Raw genomic sequence first — 25,087 nt, forward strand, 5'->3', positions numbered from 1 at the left:
TACGTTACCATTGACGGACCTCAATAGAATGGTCGTCATTCCCGCGTAGGCGGGAATCTTAAAGCGCAGGCTAATAGCGAGCGTTGTAAGATTGCTTCGTCGGCTGAAAAAGCCTTCTCGCAATGACGATTCCTCGCACCTTATTACCGGAAAAAGAATCTCCTGCCATTCATATTGACTTTTATATAATAAATTACCCCTTAGGATGACAAACAAAAAAGAAACGGGGATTCCACCCTTAGGCAGTATCCCCGTCATCTAAATTAACGCTCTCACATACATAAACGCTATAAATAGAATATATTGTGTGCAGCTTAATTTTTTTTTATTTTTTTGCAATTCTATTTAAACCTGCAAAACAGGTACAGCTTTATGGTATTTGTTCCGGTACTCAATCGGGGTTAAACCGGTTATTTTTTTGAAAACATCCCTGAATGATTTTGTGTCTGTATACCCCACGTCAAACATTACCTCAGTTATGTTTTTTCTGCTCGATTCGAAGCTTCGCTTGGCGGCCTCAATTTTAACTCTTTGAATGTACTCGATTACTGTATTTTTGGTTGCACTTTTAAATCTCCGCTCAAAACTTCTTCTACCCAATGCCAGCATATCGGCCAGTTGATCTACTGTTATCCTATCTTGGTAATTGCCATCAATAAATTCCTGCGCTTTTTTAATTTTTGCATCTTCATGCCCCTTCTGTCCCTGAAACATCATAAAAGCCAGCTGACTTTCGCGGTCGATATCGATAGCGAAGTATTTCGCTGCTAAAATGGCGGTATCTCTATCCGTATGTTTTTCAACCAGGTATAAAAGTAAGTTCCAGTAAGAGTTTGCACCACCGCTAGAGTATAAACCCTGAGCATCGGTAATAATACTACCATCAACCAGCTCTACTTCAGGAAACATCTCTCTAAACTGGTTGGCAAACAGCCAATGTGTTGAACATTTCCGTCCATCTAACAAACCAGTTGCAGCCAGTAAAAATGCACCCATACAGAGCGAGGCTACTTCTGCACCTTTAGCATGATGTTTTATAATCCATGGTAGTAAATCCTGATTTGCTTCCATGGCATAACCTATGTTGCCGCTAATGGCTGGCACAAAAATAAGATCGGTATGCTCAACCTCATGTAATAGTTTATCGGCGTGTACAGAAAAAAGACTATTGTTAAGTCTTATCTCTTTAGTCATCCCTATAAGCTCAACTTTAAAAAGTGGGCGCTTGCCCGATGCCTGTAAAAATTCGTTAACAGCGGTAAACAAATAGCGGGGATCTGCAATGGCTTCAATCACGGCAGTCTCTGGAATTAAGATAGATACATGTTTCATAATTCAAATATAACGAGGCCAATTGTCGTAAACAACCCCCGCAATTGTCGTTTCTACATATTTAGCTTGTTAGTTTCTGCCCGTATGTTTGTGTTGTTAATCGTTTACTTTAAATTTTTAAAGCGGTAATGCCGATAATGACAATGGAAGCATATATTTTAAATGAGGATATTAAGGTAATGTGCATTACTGCCGAATCTTTCCCCAATGGAGTTTTAGCGGCACATCAAAAACTTCATGCCCTGTTTCCCCTTGATAAACAACGCAGGTATTTTGGAATAAGCAGGCCTAACGAAAAGCGGGAGATTATTTATAAGGCTGCCGCTGAAGAAATAGGAGCTGGCGAAGCTGAGAAATTTGGCATTGAAACCTTTACCATCAAGAAAGGAACATTTATCAGTGAACTGGTTCCCGATTTTATGAAAGATGTTAGCCAGATCGGGAAGACCTTCGAAAAATTGCTCAAGCAGCCTAACATCGATCCTGATGGCTATTGCCTTGAAATGTATATTAATGAAACCGATGTGCGCTTAATGGTAGGCATCAAAAAATAAATCAATTGGCAAGTATAAATTCATATCTCACTTTTAACGGCAACTGCCGTGAAGCAATGACTTTTTATCAGGATTGTTTAGGGGGAGAATTGACCCTCGAAACCATTGGAGAATCGGTTATTGTTGATAAAATGCCCAATATTATGAAGCGGAGTATTATGCATGCTGTTTTGGCTAAAGATGATTTGGTAATTATGGCAACAGATCTGGTAGAAGAACGCGGGTTAATTAAGGGAAATTCGATTTCTATGATGCTGAATTGTAATACGGAAGAAGAGGCACAGGCTTTTTACCATAAACTTTCAGCAGGAGGGAAGATCTTACATCCGTTACAGGAAACATTCTGGGGAGCACTTTTTGGCGATTTAACAGATCGCTTTGGGAATAACTGGTTAATTAATTACGATAAAAACAGATCAATATGAAGAAGTTAAAAACGTGGTATTGGATTGCCACCATTATTTTTGCCTTAATGATGATTATGGATGGCGTTGGCGGAATTACTCAACAGGAAGCAGGCAAAGAAGTGCTTAAACACCTTGGTTATCCGATGTATCTGCTCATCATCGTTGGTATTGCCAAACTGCTTGGGGCGGCATCCATCCTTCAAAATAAATTTGAAACCATTAAAGAATGGGCATACGCAGGTTTTGCCATTAATTTTATTGGCGCCTTTGCCTCCAGGGCATTTGTTGGCGATGGCATATCACTTTTAATTCCTCCGCTTATTGCCCTGATAATTATGTTTATTCCATACATTTTGTGGAAGAAACTGGCATCAAATGTTAAAATTAGTTAAAACTAAACGGCTAGTTTAGGTAGCGGCTTTTCAGAACCAAATATTGTTAACTTTGGGTATTGTAAAAAACCAAACACAATACATGAAACCATCATGATTTTTTAGATTAAAAAAAGATAAAGTCATGAAATCTCATTACCATTAAAACAAAACACGGATGAAAAAAAGCCTTTTATTTATAATTGCTTTATTATTTACAACTACCGCATTTTCTCAAAATGTGATCCAGCTGTTCAACGGTGCAAACGACTTTTTTAAACTTTTGCAGGAAGAGAAATTTAAAGATGCACACGCTTTCTTTGATGATACTTTAAAAACGAAGTTAACAGAAGAAAGTTTAAAGAAACTTTGGGGAGATATTGGAACAAAATATGGAAAGGCAGAATCGTTAGATGCCATTCAAAGTAAATCCCAGGGCGAGTTTTTCGCAGTAACGGTAGAGGGTAAATTTGCGAATGGTAATCAGAACTTTATTTTAGGTTTTAATAAACAGCAGAAAATCGTCGGAATCTTCCTGGCACCTTCCCGAAAGGCCGCCGCTTATTTAAAACCAACCTATGTTGATACCAGTTTATATAAGGAAAAATCGGTGTATATTGGGCCGGCAGGAAAACAATTGGCCGCCATTATCACTACACCAAAAAATGCTAAAAATTTCCCTGTAGTGGTTTTTGTGCATGGTTCTGGTCCGGCAGATATGGATGAAACCGTCGGTGCGAATAAACCCTTTAAAGATTTGGCTGGTGGTTTAGCCGCTAAAGGAATTGCTTCTGTTCGTTATGTGAAACGAACCTTAATCTACCCGAATGAATTTAACAAAGCATTTACTGTAAAAGAAGAGGTATTGGATGATGCAAGCGCGGCCATAGCGCTGGCGAAAACGGTTGTTGGTGCTGATCCTAAAGCTGTTTATGTTTTTGGACATAGTTTAGGCGGGATGCTGGCACCTAAAATGGCAGCACTTACACCTGATTTAGCAGGGATTATTTTGGCAGCAGCACCTGCCCGAAAATTAACAGATATTATTGTTGATCAGAATAAGTACATGTTCGATCAGGCTAACGATACAACAGCTGCCTTTAAGAAACAACTGGCAGATGCTTACGTGGAAATTGATAAAAGTAGAATTTCGCAGTTGGGAACTACCATAAAGCCTGATTCATTAATTTTAGGACTGCCTGCAAAATATTGGACAGATTTAAACACCTACAATCAGGTAACTGTAGCAAAAAGCCTTTCGAAACCTAAAATATACGTGTTGCAGGGAGGAAATGATTTTCAGGTGGGCAAAGTAGATTTTGATTTATGGAATGCTGCCTTGAGTAAAAAGAAAAATGTGGTGCTTAAATTTTATCCAGACTTAAATCACCTGTTAAGCTCTCAGACTGAGAAGGGTACAATGGCCCAGTATCAGGCAGCGGTAAGTGTATCCGAAACTTTAGTTAACGATATTGCCTTATGGATTAAGGCCAAATAATACAAATTATCTAATCGATAAAAAATGAAGCTCCGACAAAAAATCGGAGCTTTTTTTGTGCATTTGGTTTCTTTGCATGCTGTTTTCATTAATTAATTAACAAACAATTCAAAAAATAAGCGGTTTAAGTTTAGGGCATCTCATCTTAAATAGTTTGTTTATGGCAAAGAATAAAATCACTTTAAAAGGAATATGGGGCATTTTAAAAGCATCGTTTACAGGATTTAATGATCATAAAGTAACGAAGCTTAGCGGCTCATTAGCCTATTATACAGTGTTTTCTATGGCGCCGCTGCTCGTGGTTATTATTTCTTTGTGCGGTATTTTTTTAGGGAGGGAAATAGCCGAAGGGCAGGTTTATGCACAGCTCGAAGGATTTTTAGGCAGAGAATCGGCCGTTTCCTTACAACAGTTAATTAAAAATGCCTATTTGGATGGAAAAAGTACCATTGCTTTAATTATTGGGATTATAACCCTATTAATTGGGGCAACTACCGTTTTTGGCGATATCCAGGATTCAATTAATACCATTTGGGGTTTAAAACCTAAACCTAAAAGAGGGTGGGTTAAACTATTACAAAACCGTTTCTTATCATTTTCTGTAATTATCAGTTTAGGTTTTGTACTGCTGGTTTCATTAGCGGTCACCTCTGTACTCGATGCCTTTAGCGACCGTTTGCAGGCCCGCTTCGCCGAAATATCAGTTATTGTATTTTACATCCTTAATCAGATTGTAACCTTGGCTGTTATCTCCTTAATATTCGGCGTAATATTTAAGGTATTACCTGATGCAATTATAAAATGGCGTGATGTAATAGCTGGTGCAATAGTTACTGCTTTACTATTTATGATTGGCAAATTTGCCATTTCGCTTTACATAGGGCAAAGCAATGTTGGTGGCACCTATGGCGCAACAGGCTCGTTAGTAGTTGTACTTTTATGGACTTATTACTCTTCTATCATTTTATATTTTGGTGCCGAATTTACCAAGGCTTATGCAGTTGCTTTTGGCTCTGAAATTTATCCTTCTCATTATGCGGTAACCACAAAAGAAATTGAGATAGAAACCGGGCGTAAATCCATTCAGGATAACCATCCTGAAATTAAAAAAGAGGTTAAGAAACCTTAAAGTTATTTATTCTCCCCAGGCTGTAACGATTAATCTTCTTTGGCCGCCATGGTTGCGATGCTCGCAAAGATAAATACCCTGCCAGGTACCCAGCGCCAACCTACCGTTTCTAATCGGAATGGTAACAGAACTGCCCAAAAGTGCTGACTTTAAATGAGCAGGCATATCATCCGATCCTTCATAGTCATGCTCATAATCGGGATCGTTTTCCTTTACGGTTTTATTAAAGAACATTTCAAAATCAATCCGAACGGTAGGATCTGCATTTTCGTTGATGGTAAGCGAAGCAGACGTATGCTGTATAAAAACCTGGCAAATGCCAATGTTAATCTCGTCAATTTGAGGTAAGGCATCCTCAACCTCATCGGTAATGATATGGAAACCTCTTCTTCGTTCTTTAAGGGCTAAAGCTTGCTGGTATATTTTCATTGAATTAATTCTCAATAATTTTAATGAAATCCTTTTCGCTAGGTAAAACCGTTAAATATTTACTTGCGAAAATTTGTTCGTTGTTTTCTGAATCGTATTGGCGCTGCAACTCGCGTAAACTCCAATTATTTTTTATCGCTTCTATTTCGTAAAAATTACGTTCGTTTACATCGGTTATTCTCATTAACTTAAGGTAGTGAGACCATGTAAGTTTGAATTGCGCAGACAGTGTCTGCTGATTTATAGATTTACGAGATACGATACCAGCAATTTCTTCATTTTTGAATTCGTAAGGTGCTTTCTGATCTTTCCCCAATTGCGCAGACAGTGTCTGCGCAATTGAATAAGTTAGATAAAACTGGCGCATTTGTTCTAAATTTCTTTTCGAAAAACCTTTGCCAAATTCAGTAACTAATTTTTCAGAAAGCTCATTTAAAATATGTTTACCGTATTCTGCTCTTTCTTTTCCTTGTTGCTCTTCTTCAACAATCATTCTGCCGATTTCGAAATAAGCTGTAGCCATTGTATTATTAATGGTTTGGGCTACATTTTGCCTCGCTTGGTTAAGCAGTTCAATAACTTTAGTATATAAATTTTGCTTTTCAATTTGCATTTTTACTACAATAGAATAAATTCAATCTTATGAAATTAAGCATTTTATCAAATGAAGTAGTTTTTGAGATTACTTCAAAAACTCTACATTCCATATTTTCTCTGCTTTTCTGCCTATTAGCCAAAAAGACGCTGCCAGGACCGAAAAAAACAAAGCTTTATGCCAACTGTCCCAGAAGTATTCGAAATAGCGTGTGTAGAGATTAATAAAGAGAAAAGTAATGCCAAATTCGCGGGCAATATCATCACGGTATTTTAAACCAAATAAAGTACTCGCTACACAAATGGCTCCTGAAATTAATGCCCAATAAAATAGGTTTAGCTGCCTAACCTTGTACCATTCTTCTAAACTGGCAAAATTGCCAAATACGGATAAGGCCCAAAGAGATACAAACAAATAAACCATTCCTGCGATATAAGTAACCTGGAAGAAGTTTTGTGTTTTGGGGAAAGCTTTCATAATGAAAGATGCTGCGGTTAATGCAGCTCCAAAAACCACAAAGCGCAAAGGGTAATTCATGCCAAGGAAGTAATAATTCCATCGGCTTAAATAACCTGTTTCAGTACCAAACCAGGCACCTAAAGATATCAACGCAAAAACCCAGATTAAACGCGAATTGAAGATATAACCTAAGGCACCATAAATAAAAACAGATATTAAAATCAGGATGGAGAAGTTGCCAGATCCATTGTCCATCGCCTTTCCGAAATAAGCAATAGCATTCGCCGTGAGTAAAATTGCAGAAAAAACGATAGCCTCATTGCTAAACTTTAAATGCGCCAGCTTCTTCTTCCGATTAAAACCCAGGATGTAAAGCCACGCAGCCAATCCGCCAGAAACAATAGCGATAACAATATTAGGTGTATTGTAAACCCGTTTTAAATAGTTTAAGATCGAATTATCGATGAGGAGCGATCCAAGCGCAATAAAACCGCAAGCCAAAGCTACCCAAAAAGCATACTGTGCCAGGCGTAACCAGTCGAAGTTTTTGGCTTCATAACTTTTACGGAGTTTATCGCCTGTTTCATCATTAATTAAGCCGTCACTTTGCCATTGCTCAATCATATCATCAAGAAACTCACTCTTTTCTCTATCGACTTTCATAGGTTAGGTTATACACGAAGATAGGTTTTTTTAGTCCTTAGTCAAAAGTCCTTAGTCAGAAGTCTAAACTGACTAAAGACTACCGGCTAAAGACTCAGGACTATCTATATAACTTCCTTAATCTTCTTGTTATTGCCTACAATCCAAATTACATCACCGTTGTCGAATACAAAGTCTGAAGAAGGATTCAATATCCGATCCGTACCTCTTTCTATACCAACAATTAAGGCCTGTGCTTTTTCGCGGATGCCTGCATTTCTAATACTTAATCCATAAACAGGCGATTCTGCATGGACAACTACCTTTTGCAAGGTCATTTCTTTATTCGGGAAATTATTTTCTTCAGCTGTTTCTGGAGCATCAACTTCTAAAAGTGCTTTAACAGCCGCCAATTGATCATCAGCACCAATTAATAGCAGTTTATCGTTTGGATAAAGCCGCTCATCTCTTCCAGGTGTTGGAATGTTATTTCTTCCACGCTCTATTAAAGCAATGTTAACGCCATATTTTTCCCTGATCATTAATTCGGTAAGTGTTTTTCCAACTACTTCCGATTCAGGGGAAACAGTGAGTTCAGTTAAGTGGGTATCCCAGGGTAAAATATCAGGTTTTTGATTTTCACGTGCATTTAAATTCAACATGAAACGTCTTTCCAGTTTATCATAAAACGATTGTAGTTTCCTGGAGAAAATAACCATGCCGATGATGATCAAAACCAATGCGATTACAGCTGCAATCCAGGTATCAAAAAACTCGTACATTAAAAAACCTACAAAGAAAATACCTAAGGCTATTCTGAAAAATTCGATCGCAATTAACGGTCCTCGGGTATACTTTTTGTTCAGCCAAAGGTGAGAATAGGCTGTTCGTTGAATCCTTCTGATCGATAAGGCCCATAAAAACGGCGACATTAAAATAAAGGAAACCACTACACTGATAATAATAGAAGTTAAACTATTGGAAATATTGCTCACAATAAAAGGCTGAACGTACCTGTAGGCTAAAAAGATGATCGCAATGATAATTACGGAGTGGATAATGGTATTAAAAATATAAGACCTCAATAAAACCTTCCAATCGCTTAATGTGGTAATTCCTTCGGTACTGGAGCTGTACCTTTCGATTCCATCTAACCATTTTTTAGGTAAAACACGGTTTAAATACTGGTAAAAAGGTTCAGATAGTTTAATCAGATATGGTGTGGTAAATGTAGTGATCGCTGCTGCTGCTACCGCAATAGGATAAAGGAAATCGCTGGTTACTTTAAGGGTTAAGCCTAATGAGGCAATGATGAATGAAAACTCACCAATTTGCGCCAAACTCATGCCTGATTGTACCGAAGTTTTTAACGGCTGACCGGATAACAACGCACCTAAAATGGTAAATATGATTTTCCCGAAGATAATAACCACAGTAGCGGCTAAAATTGGAACCCAATACTTAACCAGCATAGAAGGATCAATCAGCATACCAACCGAAACAAAGAAAACTGCGGCAAATAAGTCTTTTACCGATTTGGTTAAGTGTTCTATTCTTTCTGCCTGTGTGGTTTCGGCTAAAATAGAGCCCATTATAAACGCACCCAAGGCAGGAGAGAAGCCAACCTTATCGGCCAATAATACCATCACCAAACATAAACCTAATGATACCACGAGCATGGTCTCATCATTCATTAATTTTTTGGTTGCTTTAAGGAACGAGGGAATTAAGAATATTCCACCTAAAAACCAAAGCACTAAGAAGAAAGCCAGTTTTAAGATAGAATACAGCATTTCGGTACCTGCCGATTGCTGACTTACTGCCAAGGTAGAAAATAGCACCAATAACAAGATGGCCACCAGATCTTCAACAATTAAAACACCAAAAACCAGACCTGCAAACTTTTTATGTTTTAAACCAAGTTCTTCGAAGGCCTTAATGGTAATCATTGTTGATGAGATGGACAAAATTCCCCCCAGAAATAAACTATCCATGTCCTTCCAGCCCATTGCTTTACCAACTAAGTAGCCCGCCAGAATAATAAAAAGGACTTTTACAATCGCTGTGATGGAGGCGGAACCGCCAACTTTAACCAGTTTTTTGAAACTGAACTCTAAGCCAAGACTGAATAAAAGGAAAATTACACCTATCTCGCCCCAAATATTGATACTTTTTGTATCGGTAACAGAAGGGAAAAAATCTAAATGTGAGCCAACCAGCAGGCCGGCCAGTATGTAACCTAAAACCAGGGGTTGTTTAATTCGTTTAAATATGAGGGTAGTTATCCCTGCTGCAGCAAGGATTAATCCTAAATCGGCAATTAAATCGGGTAAATGCATCTATAAAAATGGGTATTGTGATTAAATAATTTATTTCCAAGTATTATTACTCGGCATTTTATTGAAAGCACCACATTTGTGGTTAAAAATGAAATTACTTACCAAAAAACATGTTTTGGATAGAGCATCTTAAACAAATACCAATAATTATGCTTTAATCTCCTGATTACAACTTTTGTATTGATGGTTTTGTTCTTAAAAAAAAGGAACAGCAAAAAAGTGATCAGTACAAATGCACTGGAAGATATTTTTATAATTGAACTGTTAATGAAATCTTTTTGCAGACTTTCACTGTCCTGATTGAAATCAGAATTGGATTTGAATTTTTTTTTGCTTGAAATGAAACTTATTTTGGTGTTTTTTAATGGCACATCATTTCTTTTTTCCTGCGATGCGAAAGCCGCAAAATTAATGGAGATAGAGAGAAAAAAGATGATGTAAAAAAGCCTCATTGCCGCTAATATAACGAAAATGAGGCTTTTTTGAAAGGAAAATTGGATTTAACAGAAATAAATAGCCTTTTGACTTGGATTACTAAAATTAAGTTTGTAAAATCACTCACATCTCGAATTACCGTCATTTCGAGCGGAGTGCAACGAAGTTGAGAACCACGAAGTGCTCAGCGAAGCTAAATCTGTTTAGATAGATCTCTCCATTTCACTGCGTTCCAGTCGAGATGACGATAGCGTTGGATGAGCTAAAAATAACTTTACTTGTTAAAATAAGCTAAAGTAGCCTCCTTGTCTTTTTGTAACTGCACAGTTAAAGCTTCTAATCCGGTGAATTTCACGTCATGACGCAAGAATTTCAAAAAATTCATTTTAATATCCTGTCCATAAATTTCCTGATTAAAATCGAAGATGTTAACCTCAATGTTTCTGGTCATTCCGTTAATGGTTGGGCGTTGCCCGATGTAGGCCATACCTTTGTAAGGTTGGAGGTTTAAGGTTGAGGGTTTAGGGTTTAGGACATCGGACTCCGGACTTCGGACTTCGGACTCCATTTCTACTGTTACTGCGTAAATGCCGTCGCCGGGGATCAGTTTATAAGTTTCTTCTACAAAGATATTGGCTGTTGGGAAACCTATTGTTCTTCCGATTTTATCGCCTTTAATTACCCTTCCAAAAATAGAAAAAGGATAGCCAAGGTAGTCGTTAGCTAAACTTACATCTCCAGCGAGTAATGCCTGACGGATTTTGGTAGAGCTTACCGCAACATCATGAATATCCTGCTCCATAATTTCTTCCACACTAAAACCATAATGTAAACCTGCGGCCTTTAAATCGCTTAAATTTCCAGAACGGTCTTTGCCAAAGCGGTGGTCGTAACCAATAATGATATGCTTGGTGCCAATGTTATTCACCAATGTATTTTTGATATAATCTTCAGGCAGTTGATTAGAGAAATCTCTGGTAAATGGTGTGATGATTAAATGATCTACTCCTAAACTTTTTAAAATTTCAGCCTTTTCATTAATGGTATTAATCATCTTCAAATCCTGGTTTTCAGGATCGATAATCATTCTCGGGTGCGGGAAAAAAGTTAATATTACGCTTTCTCCGTTATCGGCTTTTGCTTTTTGTACCAGTTGTTTAATAATTTTTTGGTGTCCGAAATGTACGCCATCAAAAGTGCCAATGGTTACAATGGCGTTATCTAATTTTTTAAAATCCGAAAGGTTATTGTATATCTTCAATGGAATGGAAAATTAATGTAAGGCATGGCGTTTTACTACCCCGCCTTTTAAATCGGCAATCTGTTGTTGTATTACAAAGGCATCCGAATCAATCTGTCGTATAGCGGTTTGTAATTTGCTCATTTCTAGTTTGGTAACAACGGTAAAAATAATATCGATATCTTTCTTTTCTCCGTAACCACCTTCGCCTTTATAGATGGTCACCCCTCGTTTCATTTCGTTAATAATGAATCCCTTTATGGCTTCCTGATGTTCCGAAATAATGGTAACGCCCGTGTATTGTTCTATGCCGTTTACAATGAAATCGATCGTGCTTGATGCCGATAAATACGTTAGAATGGCATACAGTGCCGTTTCGATATTTAAGAAATAAGCTGCGAAGGCGAAAATAATGATATTTAAAATCAGGATGATATTTCCAACGGTTAAAATGCTGTTTTTGCTGATGTAAAGCGCTAAAACCTCTGTTCCATCGATTACACAGCCACCGCGCATGGCCAGTCCGATTCCACCGCCTAAAAATAATCCGCCGAAAAATGCGATGAGCAATTTATCGTGGGTAATGGGTTGAAAGGGAAGAAAAATTAAGGCTAACGAGAGCGCAGCAATGGCAATAGCGGTTTTAAGGGCAAAGCCTTTACCAATCTGCCTGTAACCTAAAATTACAAAGGGAATGTTGATAATTACAATAAGGTACGATAAATTCCAGCCTGTTAAGGTGCTTAACAAAAGGGAAATACCTGTAACACCACCATCGATAAAGTGACTGGGCATTAAAAAGCTTTTTAAGCCAAAACATGCCGAAGTTACACCTGCAATAATTAAAAGAATTTCTTTTATAAACCTGATGTTCTTGTTTTTGATGCGGTTCATGCCTCTGCTTCAGTTTTAGCTTCTTCTTTCTTGCTACGAATATAATTAACAAGTTCTAATACCTCAAACGCATCTTTAAGCAAAAAGTTTCCGCTCCGGGTACGGGTAAGTTTAGAAAGATAAGCCCCGCTATTTAAAGTTTTACCAAAATCGGATATTAACGAGCGGATGTAAGTGCCTTTACTGCATACAATCCTAAAATCGATCTCTGGCAATTCGATCCGTGTAATTTCGAACGCTGGAACATTTACAAAACGTTTACGCAGCTCTACCTCTTCACCTAATCTTGCTTTTACGTATAAACGTTCGCCATTTACCTTTACAGCAGAATGTGCAGGCGGATATTGCGCTATATCGCCAATAAATGGTTGGCATGCCGCATATATATCTTCTTCGGTGATGTTGCTGATGTCGAAAGTTTGATCTACTTCCGTTTCCATATCGAACGATGGGGTAGTAGCACCTAAAATCATGGTGCCGGTATATTCTTTCTCTTCAGCCTGAAAAGTATCTATCTGTTTAGTCAGTTTGCCTGTACAGATGATTAACAGCCCTGTAGCAAGTGGGTCTAAAGTGCCGGCATGACCAACCTTAAGCTTTAATGGTTTTAAAGAATTACGGATTTTGCCCACCACATCGAATGAAGTCCACTTGTATGGTTTGTTGATTAAAAGCAATTCGCCTTCAGCAAAATTGAAATCTTTGAATTTTGAATTTTCGGTACTCACAAATCTTTTTTGCGCAAAGATACGGATTCAATGTCGGTTGCTTAAGTTTTTTTTAACCACAGATACAAAGTATAAGGTTATGTCATAATTATAGATTTGTCATCCTGAGCTTGTCGAAGGACTTATTTAAATACCTTTTAAGGTGTTTCGACAGGCTCAACATGACATAATCTTAGAAGGAATTGTTTTTATGATACAACATCATCCGTGTAAATCTGTGGTTAATATTCCTGGACTATATAATCTGTAAGTTGTGTCCGCTCAGCAATAAGATGATAATAATTAAACCAGCAGCAATTCTATACCATCCAAAAACCTTGAAACCATTTTTGTTTAAGTATCCGATAAAACTTTTTATCGCCAAAAGTGCCACTACAAAAGCAACAACATTACCGATAATTAAAAGGTTAGTCTGCTCATGGGTAATAGCGTGCCCTTCTTTATAAAAATCGTAAAGTTTTTTTGCTGTTGCAGCAAACATGGTAGGTACAGCCAAAAAGAATGAAAATTCTGCTGCAACTTTTCTGCTTAATTTCTGACTCATACCACCAACTATAGTGGCTCCCGAGCGCGATACACCCGGTAACATGGCAATACACTGAAAGAAGCCTATTTTCAGTGCCGTTAAATAAGTTACTTCCTCCTCTTCATTAATGGTTGGTTTATTAAACCATTTGTCTACAAATAATAAGATAATACCACCAGCTAATAGCGAAATACCAACAGCCATTGGGCTTTCTAATAATTCGTCTATCTTCTTGCTTAATAACAGACCAAATATGGCAGCTGGGATAAATGCAACCAGTAATTTAATGTAGAAATTTATCGATTTGAAAAATCTTTTGAAATAGAGTACAACCACTGAAAGTATTGCACCCAATTGTATCACAATAGTGAAAAGCTTTACAAATGGTTCTGATGCAATGCCCATAAAAGACGAGGCTATAATCATATGTCCGGTGCTCGATACAGGCAAAAATTCAGTTAATCCTTCAACAATCGCAAGGACAATGGCTTCAAAAGAGTTCATATTTTTAGAAAAGATAAGAAATAAAGAAAACGCTTAACCAATAAATTAAGCGTCTTTAAGTATAGTCCTTTAGGATAAAATTATTTTTTTAGGATAGCATAAATGCCAAAAGCAAAACCCGCCAACACCACTATCGGTGCCAATAAGGTTCTTCTGAAGTCATAAATATCACCAGTGGTACCCATCATTAATATAAAACCAACGGCTACAATTGCAATGCTGATTAACAATAACTGATAGTTTTTTTTGGTGAAAACCAATTCGCTTTTAACGTCCTTTACAACCGGACCTGTTTTTTTTTCTGCCATTATCTATAAAGATGATAAGATTTTAAACGTAAATATCTGCTTACTGCAAACCATGTACTAATGCCTGTTATAAAAATACCCACAATTAAAAGGCCTATAAATACGAAGCCAAATTCCTGGTAGTTATTTAAAATAATAATCTCAGGTACCTCTTTGCGGGCATAAATTAAAGTTGCCAATAAAATTATGATGGCAATAAATGCAGCAATTAAGCCATGCAAAGCAGCATACAGTAAGAAAGGACGTCGAATAAAGTTTTTTGTTGCACCAACCAGCTGCATACTTTTAATTAAAAAGCGCTGTGAGTAGATTGCTAGTCTTATTGTGTTGTTAATCAGTGCGATAGAGATGATTAGTAGTAGCGCGGCAAAGGCTAAAATAATTAAGCCAATGGTGCTGATATTTTTGTTTACCATATCAATTAAAGAGCTTTGATAAACCACTTCTTTAACAACAGGATTTTTAGAAATACTTGCTTTTAAGGCATCGATGCTTTTATTGTTCGCGTATTCTGCTTTTAAATACACATCGAAGGTAGAAGTTAGCGGGTTGTAACCTAAAAAGTTAACAAAATCTTCACCTAAATCCTGTGTTAAATTTCTGGCTGCAAGCTCTTTATTTACATATTGAGTTTGTTTTACAGCAGGGTTGGCATTTAACTCTTTCTGAAACGCTAAAACATCGGCTTCTTTGGCACCTTCATCAACAATAATGTTTAAAACAATGTTTTCTTTAACGTAGTTAGACAGGTTTTTGGCATGTACAAGTACCAAACCAAGCAGCCCCAGCATTAATAAAACCAATGCAATACTGATTATAGTGGAGATATAAACGGTTTTGGTTTTCTTAGATGCATCACTTACTTCGAATTCTTCCATGTATTTCATTTTTGTTTCTGCGAAAATATAAATTATACCTGATAAACACCAATTAATGATTGCTAAATGAATATTAACGGAAAGCTTTTGCTTTTAGTTTGAGTATTAATTCTTTAATTAAATTTACTTTTTCTGAAAACGCGGTACGAAATTTGTTGAAACGGCGTTAATTATGGATATCTTAAAACTAAATTTAACTATGAAAAGACAAATTACTATTCTGAGCCTATTCTTACTTATCGCCTCTACAATTATTTCTTGTAAGAAAGATGATACTTCTTTAAAAGCCCAGATGTTAGGGAGATGGACGTTAAATAAAATCGTAACTTCTGGCTACACTGCTGAAGAAACATTGAAAGATCCGAAAAAAATTAATGGAACTGTTACCTATGGTACAACAAGTGATTATGTTGACTACAAATCAAATAACGATGATCAGGTAGAGTTGAGTTTATCTGGTAACAGAACAATCGGAACTTATGTGATCATTTACTCTGATCAGTTCAGTATGGATATTAACGACGGATTGAATTATTGTAAAGTAAATAGCATTACTGCAAATAAATTAGAGTTTACTGCTAAAATTGATAAAACAAACGTTACTAAAGTATATTCTTTATCAAGATAAGATCTTAATCCCCCGATTATTTGCTGCGCCATTGGTTTTTAACATCAATGGCGCATTTTTTTGTGGTGATGTGGGCGGCTAATTATGGTGTCAGTTGTTTCCAACTGACACTAAAAAAACATATTCTAAGTATTCTCTTATTTTAAAATAATCGATAGTCAGATGGTAACATCTGACTGCACTATGCATAATCGGAGATAAGAAATTACCAGTAAATCATTTTCGATGGAATAAATTCGCATACAACGATCTCTGTATCCAATTCGATGAAAACAATAGTATATTTTTTCTTGTAAGAAATGCATTTAAAGCCCATCAAAATTCTTTGTGGTTCCCTGCAAGTTCTGTATCTTTTTCTGCTGTCTCCTAATTTTTCAATGAAATCATAGATGTCGTCAGCAAATTTTTCTGCTGTGGCAGGAAGACCCTCAGATTCTAAATACCAAGAAACTTCTGCAATACTTTCTGCAACAGATTACTTAATTGTTATTTTTCTGCCGCCCATTTCCTGATTAACTTTTTACTATGAGCCCGCGCTTCATTAATAGAAAATGTTTTTTCAGGATGATGTTTTAAAGCTGCATTTTTTTGTAACTCTTGGTAACTTTCTTCTGGGATGAGTACGTATTTCTTATTTTCAATTGTAAGATGTGTCATAACACTCATTTTTGGTATACGAAGATACTAAATAATAAATTAATGCATTTACTTGGATTTAGTTTCTTTGTGCAGTCAGATGGTAACACCTGACTGCACAAAAAACACCAAATTTTATTCCTAACCTCTTCTAATTCTGCATTTCTGTTGGTAAAATATTATCTTGAATCTGCTTTTTTAAGCCCCTTAATTTCCGTATTTTCGCCCCTTTAAAAATTTAAAACTGGCAATGGATTACCAATTCAAAGAAATAGAACAAAAGTGGCAGAAATTTTGGGCAGATCATCAAACGTTTAAAGCCGAAAGCAATTCTGAAAAACCAAAATATTATGTGTTAGATATGTTTCCTTATCCATCAGGAGCAGGTCTGCACGTTGGTCACCCACTGGGTTACATTGCATCAGATATTTTTTCAAGATATAAACGCCTTAAAGGCTTTAACGTATTGCATCCAATGGGATACGATTCGTTTGGGTTACCTGCAGAGCAATACGCTATACAAACCGGACAGCATCCAGCCATTACCACCGAGGCAAATATTGCAACCTACCGCAGGCAGTTAGACCAAATTGGTTTTTCTTTCGATTGGAGCAGAGAGGTACGCACCAGCGAGCCATCTTATTATAAATGGACACAGTGGATTTTTATGCAATTGTTCAACTCGTGGTACAATATCGAAAACGATAGGGCAGAAGATATTACCACTTTGATCGAAAAATTCAATGCCTCTGGTACAGCTGATGTTAAAGCAGTTTGTGATGAAGATACTAAAGAATTTATGCCGAGCGATTGGGCAACCTTTACCGATGAAGAGAAACAGGTTGAATTGTTAAAATATCGATTAACTTATCTTCGCGAGAGTACTGTAAACTGGTGCCCGGCTTTAGGAACCGTTTTGGCGAATGATGAGGTAAAAGATGGTTTCTCGGAACGTGGCGGTTTTCCTGTTGAGCAAAAGAAAATGATGCAATGGAGCATGCGGATTACCGCTTATTCTGACAGGCTTTTGCAAGGTTTGGATACCATCGATTGGCCCGAGCCGATTAAAGAAATGCAGCGCAACTGGATCGGTAAAAGCGTTGGAGCATCAGTGAAGTTTGCAGTTGACAATTCACAGTTGACAGTTGAAGAAACTGAAAACTCAAAACTGAAAACTGAAAAATATATAGAAGTTTTTACAACCCGTGTAGATACCATTTTTGGGGTTTCTTACCTGGTTTTGGCTCCGGAGCACGAGTGGGTTGCAGAATTAACTACTCCAGAACAAAAACAGGACATTGCAAACTACATCGCTTTAACTAAAAAGAAATCAGAATTAGACCGTATGGCCGATACCAAAACGGTGTCTGGTGCTTTTACAGGTACCTATGTAATTAACCCTGTAAGTGGCGAACGCGTACAGTTATGGATTGCCGATTATGTGTTGGCAGGTTACGGAACTGGTGCGGTAATGGGCGTTCCGAGTGGCGATCAACGCGATTGGTTATTCGCGAAGCATTTTAATTTACCAATTATCCAGATTTTGGACGGACAAAAGGATATTGATGTTCAGGCAGATCCAACCAAAGAAGGGAAATACATTAATTCTGGTTTCATAAACGGAATGACTTATAAAGAAGCTGTTCCATTTTTGAACAACTGGTTGGAAGAAGAGAAAGTAGGGAAAGCAAAAGTAAACTTCCGTCAGCGTGATGCGATTTTTGGTCGCCAGCGTTATTGGGGTGAGCCGATTCCGGTTTACTTTAAAGATGGATTACCTTATTTGGTAAAAGAAGAAGAATTGCCGCTGTTGCTTCCAGAAATTGATAAATATTTGCCTACCGAAACTGGTGAACCACCTTTGGCCAGGGCCGAAGACTGGGTTCCAAAAGATGGCGGACATTATGAGTTAAGCACCATGCCGGGTTGGGCAGGAAGCAGCTGGTACTGGTACCGTTACATGGATGCCAATAACAATAACGATTTTGCTTCAAAGGAAGCTGTTGAATATTGGAAAGATGTGGATTTGTACATTGGTGGCTCAGAGCATGCAACCGGTCACTTATTGTACAGCCGTTTCTGGAATAAATTTTTGAAAGATTTGGGTTATACCAAGGAAGAAGAACCTTTCAAGAAACTGATTAATCAGGGTATGATCCAGGGGAGAAGTAATTTTGTTTATCGCATTAACGATGAGAACGGAAAACCTACTAATACCTACGTATCAGCTGGATTAAGAAAAGAATACAAAACTTCAGCATTGCACGTTGATGTGAACATTGTTGAAAACGATACTTTAAACATCGCTAAGTTCAAAGCCTGGAGAGAAGAATATGCCAACGCAGAATTTATTCTTGAAGGCGGGAAATACATTTGCGGTGTTGAAGTAGAAAAAATGTCAAAATCAAAATTCAACGTGGTTAATCCCGATGATTTGATTGAACGTTACGGAGCTGATACTTTGCGGATGTACGAAATGTTCTTAGGTCCGTTAGAACAGAGTAAACCCTGGAATACGAACGGTATTGAAGGTGTATTTAAGTTCTTGCGTAAATTCTGGCGTTTGTTCCATAACGAAGAATGGACTTTCCACGTAAACGATGCTGTGCCTACAAAAGCCGAGTTAAAATCGCTGCATAAAATTATAAAAAAGGTGCAGGACGATATCGAGCGTTTCTCGTTCAATACTTCTGTATCGAGTTTCATGATTGCAGTAAACGAGTTAACCGACCTGAAATGCAAAAACCGTCAGATTTTGGAAGATATGGTGATTATCCTTTCACCTTATGCGCCACATATCTGCGAAGAGCTTTGGGTATTGTTAGGTAACGAAGCCGGAACTTTATCGTATACGGCTTTCCCAACATTTAAACCAGAGTATCTCGTAGAAGATGAGTTCGCCTATCCGGTTTCAATCAACGGTAAAATGAAAATGAACCTGAACTTGAGCTTAACTTTAGCGCAGCCAGAGGTAGAAAGCATTTTATTGGCCGATGAGCAATTCCTGAAATTTTTGGATGGGAAACCAACCAAAAAGATCATTTTCGTTAAAGGAAAGATTATTAATGTAGTGGTGTAGAGCGGTAGAAGGCAGAAGGTAATAGGGTGGAGGGTTTTCCTTGCGCTTGCCTAAGCTAGAAATATAAAAACCCGGGTTACATTTCGTAATCCGGGTTTTTTGTGTTTCTGGGACAGATCCAATAGAACGGTCGTCATCTCGACTGAAACGCAGTGAAATGGAGAGGTCTACTTCGCAGATTTAGCTTCGCTGAGCCTCTTCGGGTTCTCGGCTGCGCTCGAAATGACGAGTGCGTGGATATTATTTTGTAAATAAAATGCTTATTCAGCTATATAATCGTTCAGGATTTTATTGTTAAAGATAAATTAACCCTCAACCTTCCAGCCCTCAACCTCAAAATCCTATCTTTCTCCTCTTTTTCTGTTCCCGCCAAATCTTCTGTTGTTGCTGGCATTGCGTGGTTTGCCGCTCATATTGCCATCACCACCTTTTTTAGCACCGCCACCGCCTTTAGATTGGGCTTGTGGTTTACGTTTAACCTGGTTTTTAGCCAGCATACTTTCCCAGCTTAATGGATAAGGATGGTCATCAACAACCGGAAGTGTAATTTTAATCAGTTTTTGAATATCCAATAAATATTCGTTTTCTTCCGCATCACAGAAAGAAATGGCAATCCCGTTTGCACCAGCACGGCCTGTACGGCCAATCCGGTGTACATAAGATTCGGGGATATTTGGCAGTTCGAAATTGAAAACGTGCGATAACTGATCAATATCAATACCACGTGCAGCAATATCGGTAGCTACCAAAACACGGATTTTCCTGTCTTTAAAATCCGTTAATGCCCTTTGTCTGGCATTTTGCGATTTATTGCCGTGAATGGCAGCGGCCTTAATACCAGCATGGGCCAAATCCTTAACAATACGGTCTGCACCATGTTTGGTCCGGGTAAAAACCAGCGCCGTTTGGATATTTTTATCTTCTAAAAGATGGATCAATAATTTCTTCTTATCCGGTTTATCAACAAAATAAACCGATTGAACAATTGTTTCGGCAGTAGAAGAAATAGGGGTAACCTCTACTTTTGTCGGACTAGATAAAATCGTATTTGCCAGCTTCTGGATTTCATCAGGCATGGTTGCCGAGAAAAATAAAGTCTGGCGTTTTGCAGGCAATTTAGCTACAACTCTTTTCACATCGTGAATAAAGCCCATATCGAGCATACGATCGGCCTCATCCAATACGAACAATTCGATGGTATTTAAGCTAATGAAACCCTGGTTCATTAAATCTAATAAACGGCCGGGTGTTGCAACTAAAATATCAACACCTTTTCTTAAAGCTTCTACCTGCGAGTGTTGATTTACACCACCAAAAATTACTAAATGGCGTAAATTTAAATGACGGCCATAAGCCTTAAAACTCTCTTCAATCTGGATGGCAAGCTCGCGTGTTGGCGTTAAAATTAAAGCCTTTATGTTTTTGGTTGCTTTAGTGTTGACGTGTTTTTCGTGCAATAGCTGCAACATGGGGATGGCAAAGGCAGCGGTTTTTCCGGTGCCGGTTTGTGCGCAGCCTAATAAATCTTTACCTTTTAATATCGTTGGGATGGATTGCTCCTGTATTGGTGTAGGTTGTGTATAACCTTCGGTCTCAAGGGCCTTTAAAATTGGCTCAATGAGGTTTAATTCTTTGAATAACATGTATGTTTCTGTGTAATATTTATCGAAGAAGCTAGAACAATCAATTGTTGAAGGACTAACTTGCGGAGAGAATATGCCATTCAGAATGGCAAGCCCTTATTCCTGCTTCGGCGGCAAAGATACAAAAAATGTATGAGAATTTACTAATTGATAAATGTAACCTCAAATCATTATCTATTATTCATATCTGCTACTGGTCTAATGCATTAATCAATTTAGTTAGTATTTTTTAGTCTGTTTGTTTATGTATTTTTTGTAGTATTATTATTTTTATATGTATATTTAATTTTAATATAGTGTATGTTATACACTAATTCATTATTTATTTAAAAAAATATCATTATGTAAATCATCAATCAAATACCCGGCAACCTATCTAACCACTTACTTATGAGAAAAAAACTACTATTCTTCGGGAGAAATCCATTCTTCTTGCGTGCCTGCCTTTTTTGGTGCACTGGCATAATCCGGCAAAAAACTGAACCACTTAACCACGTCGTCATGACTGACGGAGATAAACTGATACTGCTAGCTTATTGACCTAGAAGTACATCAGCCGTATTGAGTACGCATTATTTCACCTAATCATTTATAACCTATGAAACAAAATCTATCTTGTATCAAGAGGAGCTTTCTTCTCTTGTGTTTGGGGATGTTATTTGCCCTCGGTGCAATGGCCCAATCAAAAATTACTGGTAAAGTTATCGCCAGTGATGATAAACTGCCTGTAGTTGGCGCCACAATCAAAATTAAAAATGGTAGTGGTGGTACCTCTACTGATGCAAATGGAGCCTTCTCACTGAGCGTAAAACCTACCGATGTGTTGGTTATTTCTTTTGTTGGTTACGGCAGTAAAGAAGTAACCGTGGGTACCCAAACGAACATTTCAATTGTATTACAAGCCAACAATAATAACCTTACAGAGGTTGTAGTGACTGGTTATTCTGCTCAACGGAAGAAAGATTTAACCGGCGCAGTGGCTGTGGTAAGCATGGAACTGTTAAAGGCCCAGCCGGCAGCAAGTGCTGTGGAAGCATTGCAAGGAAAAGCAACAGGTGTACAAATTGTAAATGACGGGGCTCCAGGTTCAACACCACAGATCAGAATCCGCGGTTTTAGTACCATTAATAACAACGATCCACTTTATGTTATCGATGGCGTTCCTTTTGAAGGTAAATTATCATGGCTTAACCAGAATGATATCGAAAGTATGCAGGTATTGAAAGATGCATCTTCGGCTTCTATCTACGGTTCAAGAGCAAATAATGGTGTGGTAATCATTACCACTAAAAAAGGCTCAGCCGGAGTACCAAAAATTACGCTCGATTCTTACTATGGCACGCAATCGCCAAGAAAAAATAGCTTCCCGAAAATGATGAACCCCCAACAGTATGCACAATATGTATTTAATGGGTATACTAATGCCGGAAAGCCTATTGCTGCCGGAGATAACTATGGTTCGGGCACAGTACCAGTATTGCCTGAATATTTGGTGGCAGGTTTAAAACTTGGTCAGAATGTTACTGCCGCAGATGCGGATCCTTCTAAGTACAATTATAGCCGTGATCCAAATCTGTTTTATCAAATTACAAAAGCAAATAAACAAGGTACCAATTGGTTTGATGAGATAACCGGATCTGCACCAGTTCAGAATTATAATATTAGTGCGCTGGGTGGTTCAGACAATGCAACCTATTCTATTAGTGCCGGATACTTGAACCAAAAAGGAACGATAAAATACACCGGTTTTAAACGTTATAGTTTTAGATCGAATACGGCGATATCTGCTTTTAATAAAAGGGTGCGTTTTGGAGAAAATGCGCAATACAGTTATTCTGAGGGTGTTGGATTTGGCGTTAACCCGAATACTCCCGGTGGTTATCAGGATCAGGGAAGTGCTTTAGGATGGGCATACCGGATCCCAACAATTATCCCTGTTTACGACATTGCCGGAAACTTTGCCGGTAGCCGTGGTAGCCAGTTGGGAAATGCAGAGAATCCACTCGCATTTCTATTCAGGGCAAAGGATAATGTTAATAAAAACAACTTCTTTTTTGGGAATATCTTCGGTGAGGGTGATATTATTCCGGGTTTAGTATTAAAAACCAATTTTGGGATACGTTACGAGAATTATAATAGTTTATCTATGCGTTATCCAAATTTGGAATTCTCTGAAGGCAATAACTCAAATAATTTAAGCGAAACTCAGGGATATAATACAGAATGGACCTGGACTAATACTTTAAATTATAACAAAAAATTTGCTGAAAAACATAGTTTAAATGCATTAATCGGTACTGAAGCGATCAGATCCAGAACCAGACAATTAACTGGTGGAAGAAATGATTTCTTTCTTTTAGGTAATCCGGATTATTATTATTTAAATACAGGTTCTTCAAACATTAGCAATGCCAGTACCGGAGCAATAGGGTCACTATTTTCCGTGTTTGCAAAGCTCGATTATTCCTTTAATGATCGTTATCTCGCCAGTTTTACCATCCGTAGGGATGGTTCATCTAACTTCGGTTCTGCTAATAAGTATGGTAATTTTCCGGCAGCAAGTGTGGCTTGGAGGTTATCGGAAGAGGAGTTTATGAAAAGTCTCAATTGGGTTAGCGATTTGAAACTTCGTGTTGGATACGGGCAAACCGGAAACCAACGGATACCGGGGTATCAGTATATCAATAGATTTCAAAGTTCTATTGTTAATTCAGCTTATGCGCTTGGTGGCGGTAATGGTCTTACCACTGGTGTGCGACAAAATGCCTATCAAAACCCTGACATAAAATGGGAAGCTGTAAATTCTTTAAATATTGGTCTTGATTTTACTTTGTTAGGTGGGGCTGTTGATGGATCGGTAGATTGGTACAACAAGAAAACGACTGATATGCTTTACCCGGTACCGCTACCAGCAAGTATTGTGGGAATGGGAAGTTCACCTTTTGTAAATATTGGCGATATGAGCAATAAAGGGGTCGAATTTAATGTCGCTTATCATTATGGAAGAAGCGCTGATAGCCCTTTTAAATTTGATATTGGTGCAAATTTCTCCAAAAATAACAATAAAATCGTAAGGTTGGCACCAGGTATTCTCAATCAGGTTTATGGCAATTATAGGAGCTTACAAACCAGTGTTTTACAAGAGGGTGCGCCACTGGGTTCATTTTTTGGATATAAAACCGCAGGAATTTATCAAAGTACTGCTGATATTCAGAATAGCCCTTCTTATTCAGGTGCCAGGGTTGGTGGATTACGTTATCAGGATATTAATGGTGATGGTATTATTGATCCAAAAGATCGGACCATTATTGGAAGTCCACATCCTGATTTTACTTATGGTATAAATTTGAACGCATCTTACAAGAATTTTGATATTTCAGCTTTCTTATATGGTGTAAAAGGAAATGATATATTCGAAGCTACGCGCTATTTTACAGATTTCCCTTCCTTTGATGGAGCTAAAAGTGTTAGATTACTTGATGCCTGGAGCCCAAACAATACATCAAGTCTGATTCCTTCGGCTTATGCCGGGGCCTCAGATCTGGAGTTTGCTTCTTCAAGTTATTACATTCAAAATGGAAGTTTTCTAAGGTTGAAAAATTTGCAGATCGGCTACTCCATCCCTACAGCTAAGGCTTTTGGGCCAAATGCTGGCATCAATAAGATTAGGGTGTATGTTAGTGCAACCAATGTATTTACCATCACTAAATACACAGGATTGGATCCAGAGATCAGTCAAATTGTAGATGGCTTCTCGGCGCCAGGAGTAGATCAGGGTGTTTACCCATCACCACGTCAGTTTTTAATCGGTATTAATGTTGGATTTTAATTAA

21 protein-coding genes are annotated in these 25,087 nt (G+C 37.8%); 8 read left to right on the top strand and 13 right to left on the bottom strand.

Features of this window, described 5'->3' with window-relative positions:
- Positions 1–345: 345 nt before the first annotated feature.
- Entirely contained in the window at positions 346–1,332 is a 987-nt protein-coding gene (locus AC07VK_RS11090; RefSeq protein WP_492953945.1) for a GlxA family transcriptional regulator, read from the bottom strand.
- 143 nt (positions 1,333–1,475) lie between these two features.
- Here AC07VK_RS11090 and AC07VK_RS11095 point away from each other — a divergent pair, with 143 nt between their 5' ends.
- From AC07VK_RS11095 to AC07VK_RS11115, 5 genes are all read left to right on the top strand, one after another.
- On the top strand, positions 1,476–1,886 hold the full coding sequence (locus tag AC07VK_RS11095; RefSeq protein ID WP_492960443.1) for a transcriptional regulator: 411 nt from the start codon (positions 1,476–1,478) through the stop codon (positions 1,884–1,886).
- Positions 1,887–1,891: 5 nt separating this feature from the next.
- Positions 1,892–2,311: a VOC family protein gene (locus AC07VK_RS11100; RefSeq protein ID WP_492960445.1), complete on the top strand. Its 420-nt coding sequence runs from the start codon at positions 1,892–1,894 to the stop codon at positions 2,309–2,311.
- Complete coding sequence (locus tag AC07VK_RS11105; protein ID WP_492960447.1) at positions 2,308–2,685, top strand: DoxX family protein; 378 nt, start codon at positions 2,308–2,310, stop codon at positions 2,683–2,685. Before AC07VK_RS11100 ends, AC07VK_RS11105 begins: the two co-directional genes overlap by 4 nt.
- 157 nt (positions 2,686–2,842) lie before the next feature.
- Positions 2,843–4,162: an alpha/beta hydrolase gene (locus tag AC07VK_RS11110; RefSeq protein ID WP_492960449.1), complete on the top strand. Its 1,320-nt coding sequence runs from the start codon at positions 2,843–2,845 to the stop codon at positions 4,160–4,162.
- A gap of 160 nt (positions 4,163–4,322) precedes the next feature.
- Positions 4,323–5,291 (top strand): YihY/virulence factor BrkB family protein, encoded by a 969-nt coding sequence (locus AC07VK_RS11115; RefSeq protein ID WP_492960450.1) that lies wholly within the window; start codon positions 4,323–4,325, stop codon positions 5,289–5,291.
- A gap of 6 nt (positions 5,292–5,297) precedes the next feature.
- Here AC07VK_RS11115 and AC07VK_RS11120 read toward each other — a convergent pair whose 3' ends face one another.
- The 10 genes from AC07VK_RS11120 to AC07VK_RS11165 form a co-directional block, all read right to left on the bottom strand.
- Positions 5,298–5,720 carry a secondary thiamine-phosphate synthase enzyme YjbQ gene (locus AC07VK_RS11120; RefSeq protein WP_492960452.1) on the bottom strand — a complete coding sequence of 141 codons (423 nt, stop codon included), beginning with the start codon at positions 5,718–5,720 and terminating at the stop codon, positions 5,298–5,300.
- Positions 5,721–5,724: 4 nt separating this feature from the next.
- On the bottom strand, positions 5,725–6,333 hold the full coding sequence (locus AC07VK_RS11125; protein WP_492960454.1) for a DUF1016 N-terminal domain-containing protein: 609 nt from the start codon (positions 6,331–6,333) through the stop codon (positions 5,725–5,727).
- A gap of 69 nt (positions 6,334–6,402) precedes the next feature.
- Positions 6,403–7,437, bottom strand: coding sequence for a DUF2157 domain-containing protein (locus tag AC07VK_RS11130; RefSeq protein ID WP_492960456.1), 1,035 nt, complete (start codon positions 7,435–7,437; stop codon positions 6,403–6,405).
- A gap of 104 nt (positions 7,438–7,541) precedes the next feature.
- Positions 7,542–9,755: a monovalent cation:proton antiporter family protein gene (locus AC07VK_RS11135; protein ID WP_492954746.1), complete on the bottom strand. Its 2,214-nt coding sequence runs from the start codon at positions 9,753–9,755 to the stop codon at positions 7,542–7,544.
- A 709-nt stretch (positions 9,756–10,464) separates the two neighbouring features.
- Positions 10,465–11,451, bottom strand: a complete 987-nt coding sequence (locus AC07VK_RS11140; protein WP_492954747.1) for a bifunctional riboflavin kinase/FAD synthetase — start codon at positions 11,449–11,451, stop codon at positions 10,465–10,467.
- A 12-nt stretch (positions 11,452–11,463) separates the two neighbouring features.
- Positions 11,464–12,324 (bottom strand): YitT family protein, encoded by an 861-nt coding sequence (locus tag AC07VK_RS11145; protein ID WP_426325829.1) that lies wholly within the window; start codon positions 12,322–12,324, stop codon positions 11,464–11,466.
- Positions 12,321–13,052 carry a tRNA pseudouridine(55) synthase TruB gene (gene truB / locus AC07VK_RS11150; RefSeq protein WP_492960458.1) on the bottom strand — a complete coding sequence of 244 codons (732 nt, stop codon included), beginning with the start codon at positions 13,050–13,052 and terminating at the stop codon, positions 12,321–12,323. Before truB ends, AC07VK_RS11145 begins: the two co-directional genes overlap by 4 nt.
- A 235-nt stretch (positions 13,053–13,287) precedes the next feature.
- Positions 13,288–14,082, bottom strand: a complete 795-nt coding sequence (locus AC07VK_RS11155) for an undecaprenyl-diphosphate phosphatase (protein WP_492954749.1) — start codon at positions 14,080–14,082, stop codon at positions 13,288–13,290.
- Positions 14,083–14,162: 80 nt separating this feature from the next.
- On the bottom strand, positions 14,163–14,390 hold the full coding sequence (locus AC07VK_RS11160) for a DUF3098 domain-containing protein (protein ID WP_029275801.1): 228 nt from the start codon (positions 14,388–14,390) through the stop codon (positions 14,163–14,165).
- Complete coding sequence (locus AC07VK_RS11165; protein ID WP_029275800.1) at positions 14,390–15,268, bottom strand: cell division protein FtsX; 879 nt, start codon at positions 15,266–15,268, stop codon at positions 14,390–14,392. Before AC07VK_RS11165 ends, AC07VK_RS11160 begins: the two co-directional genes overlap by 1 nt.
- A 199-nt stretch (positions 15,269–15,467) precedes the next feature.
- Between AC07VK_RS11165 and AC07VK_RS11170 the strand changes: the two genes are divergently transcribed.
- Positions 15,468–15,896 (top strand): lipocalin family protein, encoded by a 429-nt coding sequence (locus AC07VK_RS11170; protein ID WP_492954750.1) that lies wholly within the window; start codon positions 15,468–15,470, stop codon positions 15,894–15,896.
- Between the two features lie 486 nt (positions 15,897–16,382).
- On the opposite strand, the gene AC07VK_RS11175 is transcribed toward AC07VK_RS11170, so the two are convergent.
- A complete protein-coding gene (locus AC07VK_RS11175; RefSeq protein WP_492954751.1) occupies positions 16,383–16,553 on the bottom strand; it encodes a hypothetical protein in 171 nt (56 codons plus the stop codon).
- A gap of 229 nt (positions 16,554–16,782) precedes the next feature.
- Here AC07VK_RS11175 and leuS point away from each other — a divergent pair, with 229 nt between their 5' ends.
- Positions 16,783–19,611: a leucine--tRNA ligase gene (gene leuS, locus AC07VK_RS11180; protein ID WP_492960460.1), complete on the top strand. Its 2,829-nt coding sequence runs from the start codon at positions 16,783–16,785 to the stop codon at positions 19,609–19,611.
- A 341-nt stretch (positions 19,612–19,952) separates the two neighbouring features.
- On the opposite strand, the gene AC07VK_RS11185 is transcribed toward leuS, so the two are convergent.
- Positions 19,953–21,254: a DEAD/DEAH box helicase gene (locus AC07VK_RS11185; protein WP_492954753.1), complete on the bottom strand. Its 1,302-nt coding sequence runs from the start codon at positions 21,252–21,254 to the stop codon at positions 19,953–19,955.
- A gap of 598 nt (positions 21,255–21,852) precedes the next feature.
- On the opposite strand from AC07VK_RS11185, the gene AC07VK_RS11190 reads away from it, so the two are divergent.
- Entirely contained in the window at positions 21,853–25,083 is a 3,231-nt protein-coding gene (locus AC07VK_RS11190; RefSeq protein ID WP_492960462.1) for a SusC/RagA family TonB-linked outer membrane protein, read from the top strand.
- The last annotated feature ends 4 nt before the right edge of the window (positions 25,084–25,087 follow it).

It is taken from the genome of Pedobacter sp. GW821-FHT01D05, from assembly GCF_059422505.1.

Excerpts from the sequence above, each read along its gene's own strand:
- AC07VK_RS11090 (WP_492953945.1), bottom strand. The coding sequence starts at position 1,332 with ATGAAACATGTATCTATCTTAATTCCAGAGACTGCCGTGATTGAAGCC.
- AC07VK_RS11095 (WP_492960443.1), top strand. The coding sequence starts at position 1,476 with ATGGAAGCATATATTTTAAATGAGGATATTAAGGTAATGTGCATTACT.
- AC07VK_RS11105 (WP_492960447.1), top strand. The coding sequence starts at position 2,308 with ATGAAGAAGTTAAAAACGTGGTATTGGATTGCCACCATTATTTTTGCC.
- AC07VK_RS11110 (WP_492960449.1), top strand. The coding sequence starts at position 2,843 with ATGAAAAAAAGCCTTTTATTTATAATTGCTTTATTATTTACAACTACC.
- AC07VK_RS11115 (WP_492960450.1), top strand. The coding sequence starts at position 4,323 with ATGGCAAAGAATAAAATCACTTTAAAAGGAATATGGGGCATTTTAAAA.
- AC07VK_RS11120 (WP_492960452.1), bottom strand. The coding sequence starts at position 5,720 with ATGAAAATATACCAGCAAGCTTTAGCCCTTAAAGAACGAAGAAGAGGT.
- AC07VK_RS11125 (WP_492960454.1), bottom strand. The coding sequence starts at position 6,333 with ATGCAAATTGAAAAGCAAAATTTATATACTAAAGTTATTGAACTGCTT.
- AC07VK_RS11130 (WP_492960456.1), bottom strand. The coding sequence starts at position 7,437 with ATGAAAGTCGATAGAGAAAAGAGTGAGTTTCTTGATGATATGATTGAG.
- AC07VK_RS11135 (WP_492954746.1), bottom strand. The coding sequence starts at position 9,755 with ATGCATTTACCCGATTTAATTGCCGATTTAGGATTAATCCTTGCTGCA.
- AC07VK_RS11145 (WP_426325829.1), bottom strand. The coding sequence starts at position 12,324 with ATGAACCGCATCAAAAACAAGAACATCAGGTTTATAAAAGAAATTCTT.
- AC07VK_RS11155 (WP_492954749.1), bottom strand. The coding sequence starts at position 14,082 with ATGAACTCTTTTGAAGCCATTGTCCTTGCGATTGTTGAAGGATTAACT.
- AC07VK_RS11160 (WP_029275801.1), bottom strand. The coding sequence starts at position 14,390 with ATGGCAGAAAAAAAAACAGGTCCGGTTGTAAAGGACGTTAAAAGCGAA.
- AC07VK_RS11165 (WP_029275800.1), bottom strand. The coding sequence starts at position 15,268 with ATGGAAGAATTCGAAGTAAGTGATGCATCTAAGAAAACCAAAACCGTT.
- AC07VK_RS11170 (WP_492954750.1), top strand. The coding sequence starts at position 15,468 with ATGAAAAGACAAATTACTATTCTGAGCCTATTCTTACTTATCGCCTCT.
- AC07VK_RS11175 (WP_492954751.1), bottom strand. The coding sequence starts at position 16,553 with ATGACACATCTTACAATTGAAAATAAGAAATACGTACTCATCCCAGAA.
- leuS (WP_492960460.1), top strand. The coding sequence starts at position 16,783 with ATGGATTACCAATTCAAAGAAATAGAACAAAAGTGGCAGAAATTTTGG.
- AC07VK_RS11185 (WP_492954753.1), bottom strand. The coding sequence starts at position 21,254 with ATGTTATTCAAAGAATTAAACCTCATTGAGCCAATTTTAAAGGCCCTT.
- AC07VK_RS11190 (WP_492960462.1), top strand. The coding sequence starts at position 21,853 with ATGAAACAAAATCTATCTTGTATCAAGAGGAGCTTTCTTCTCTTGTGT.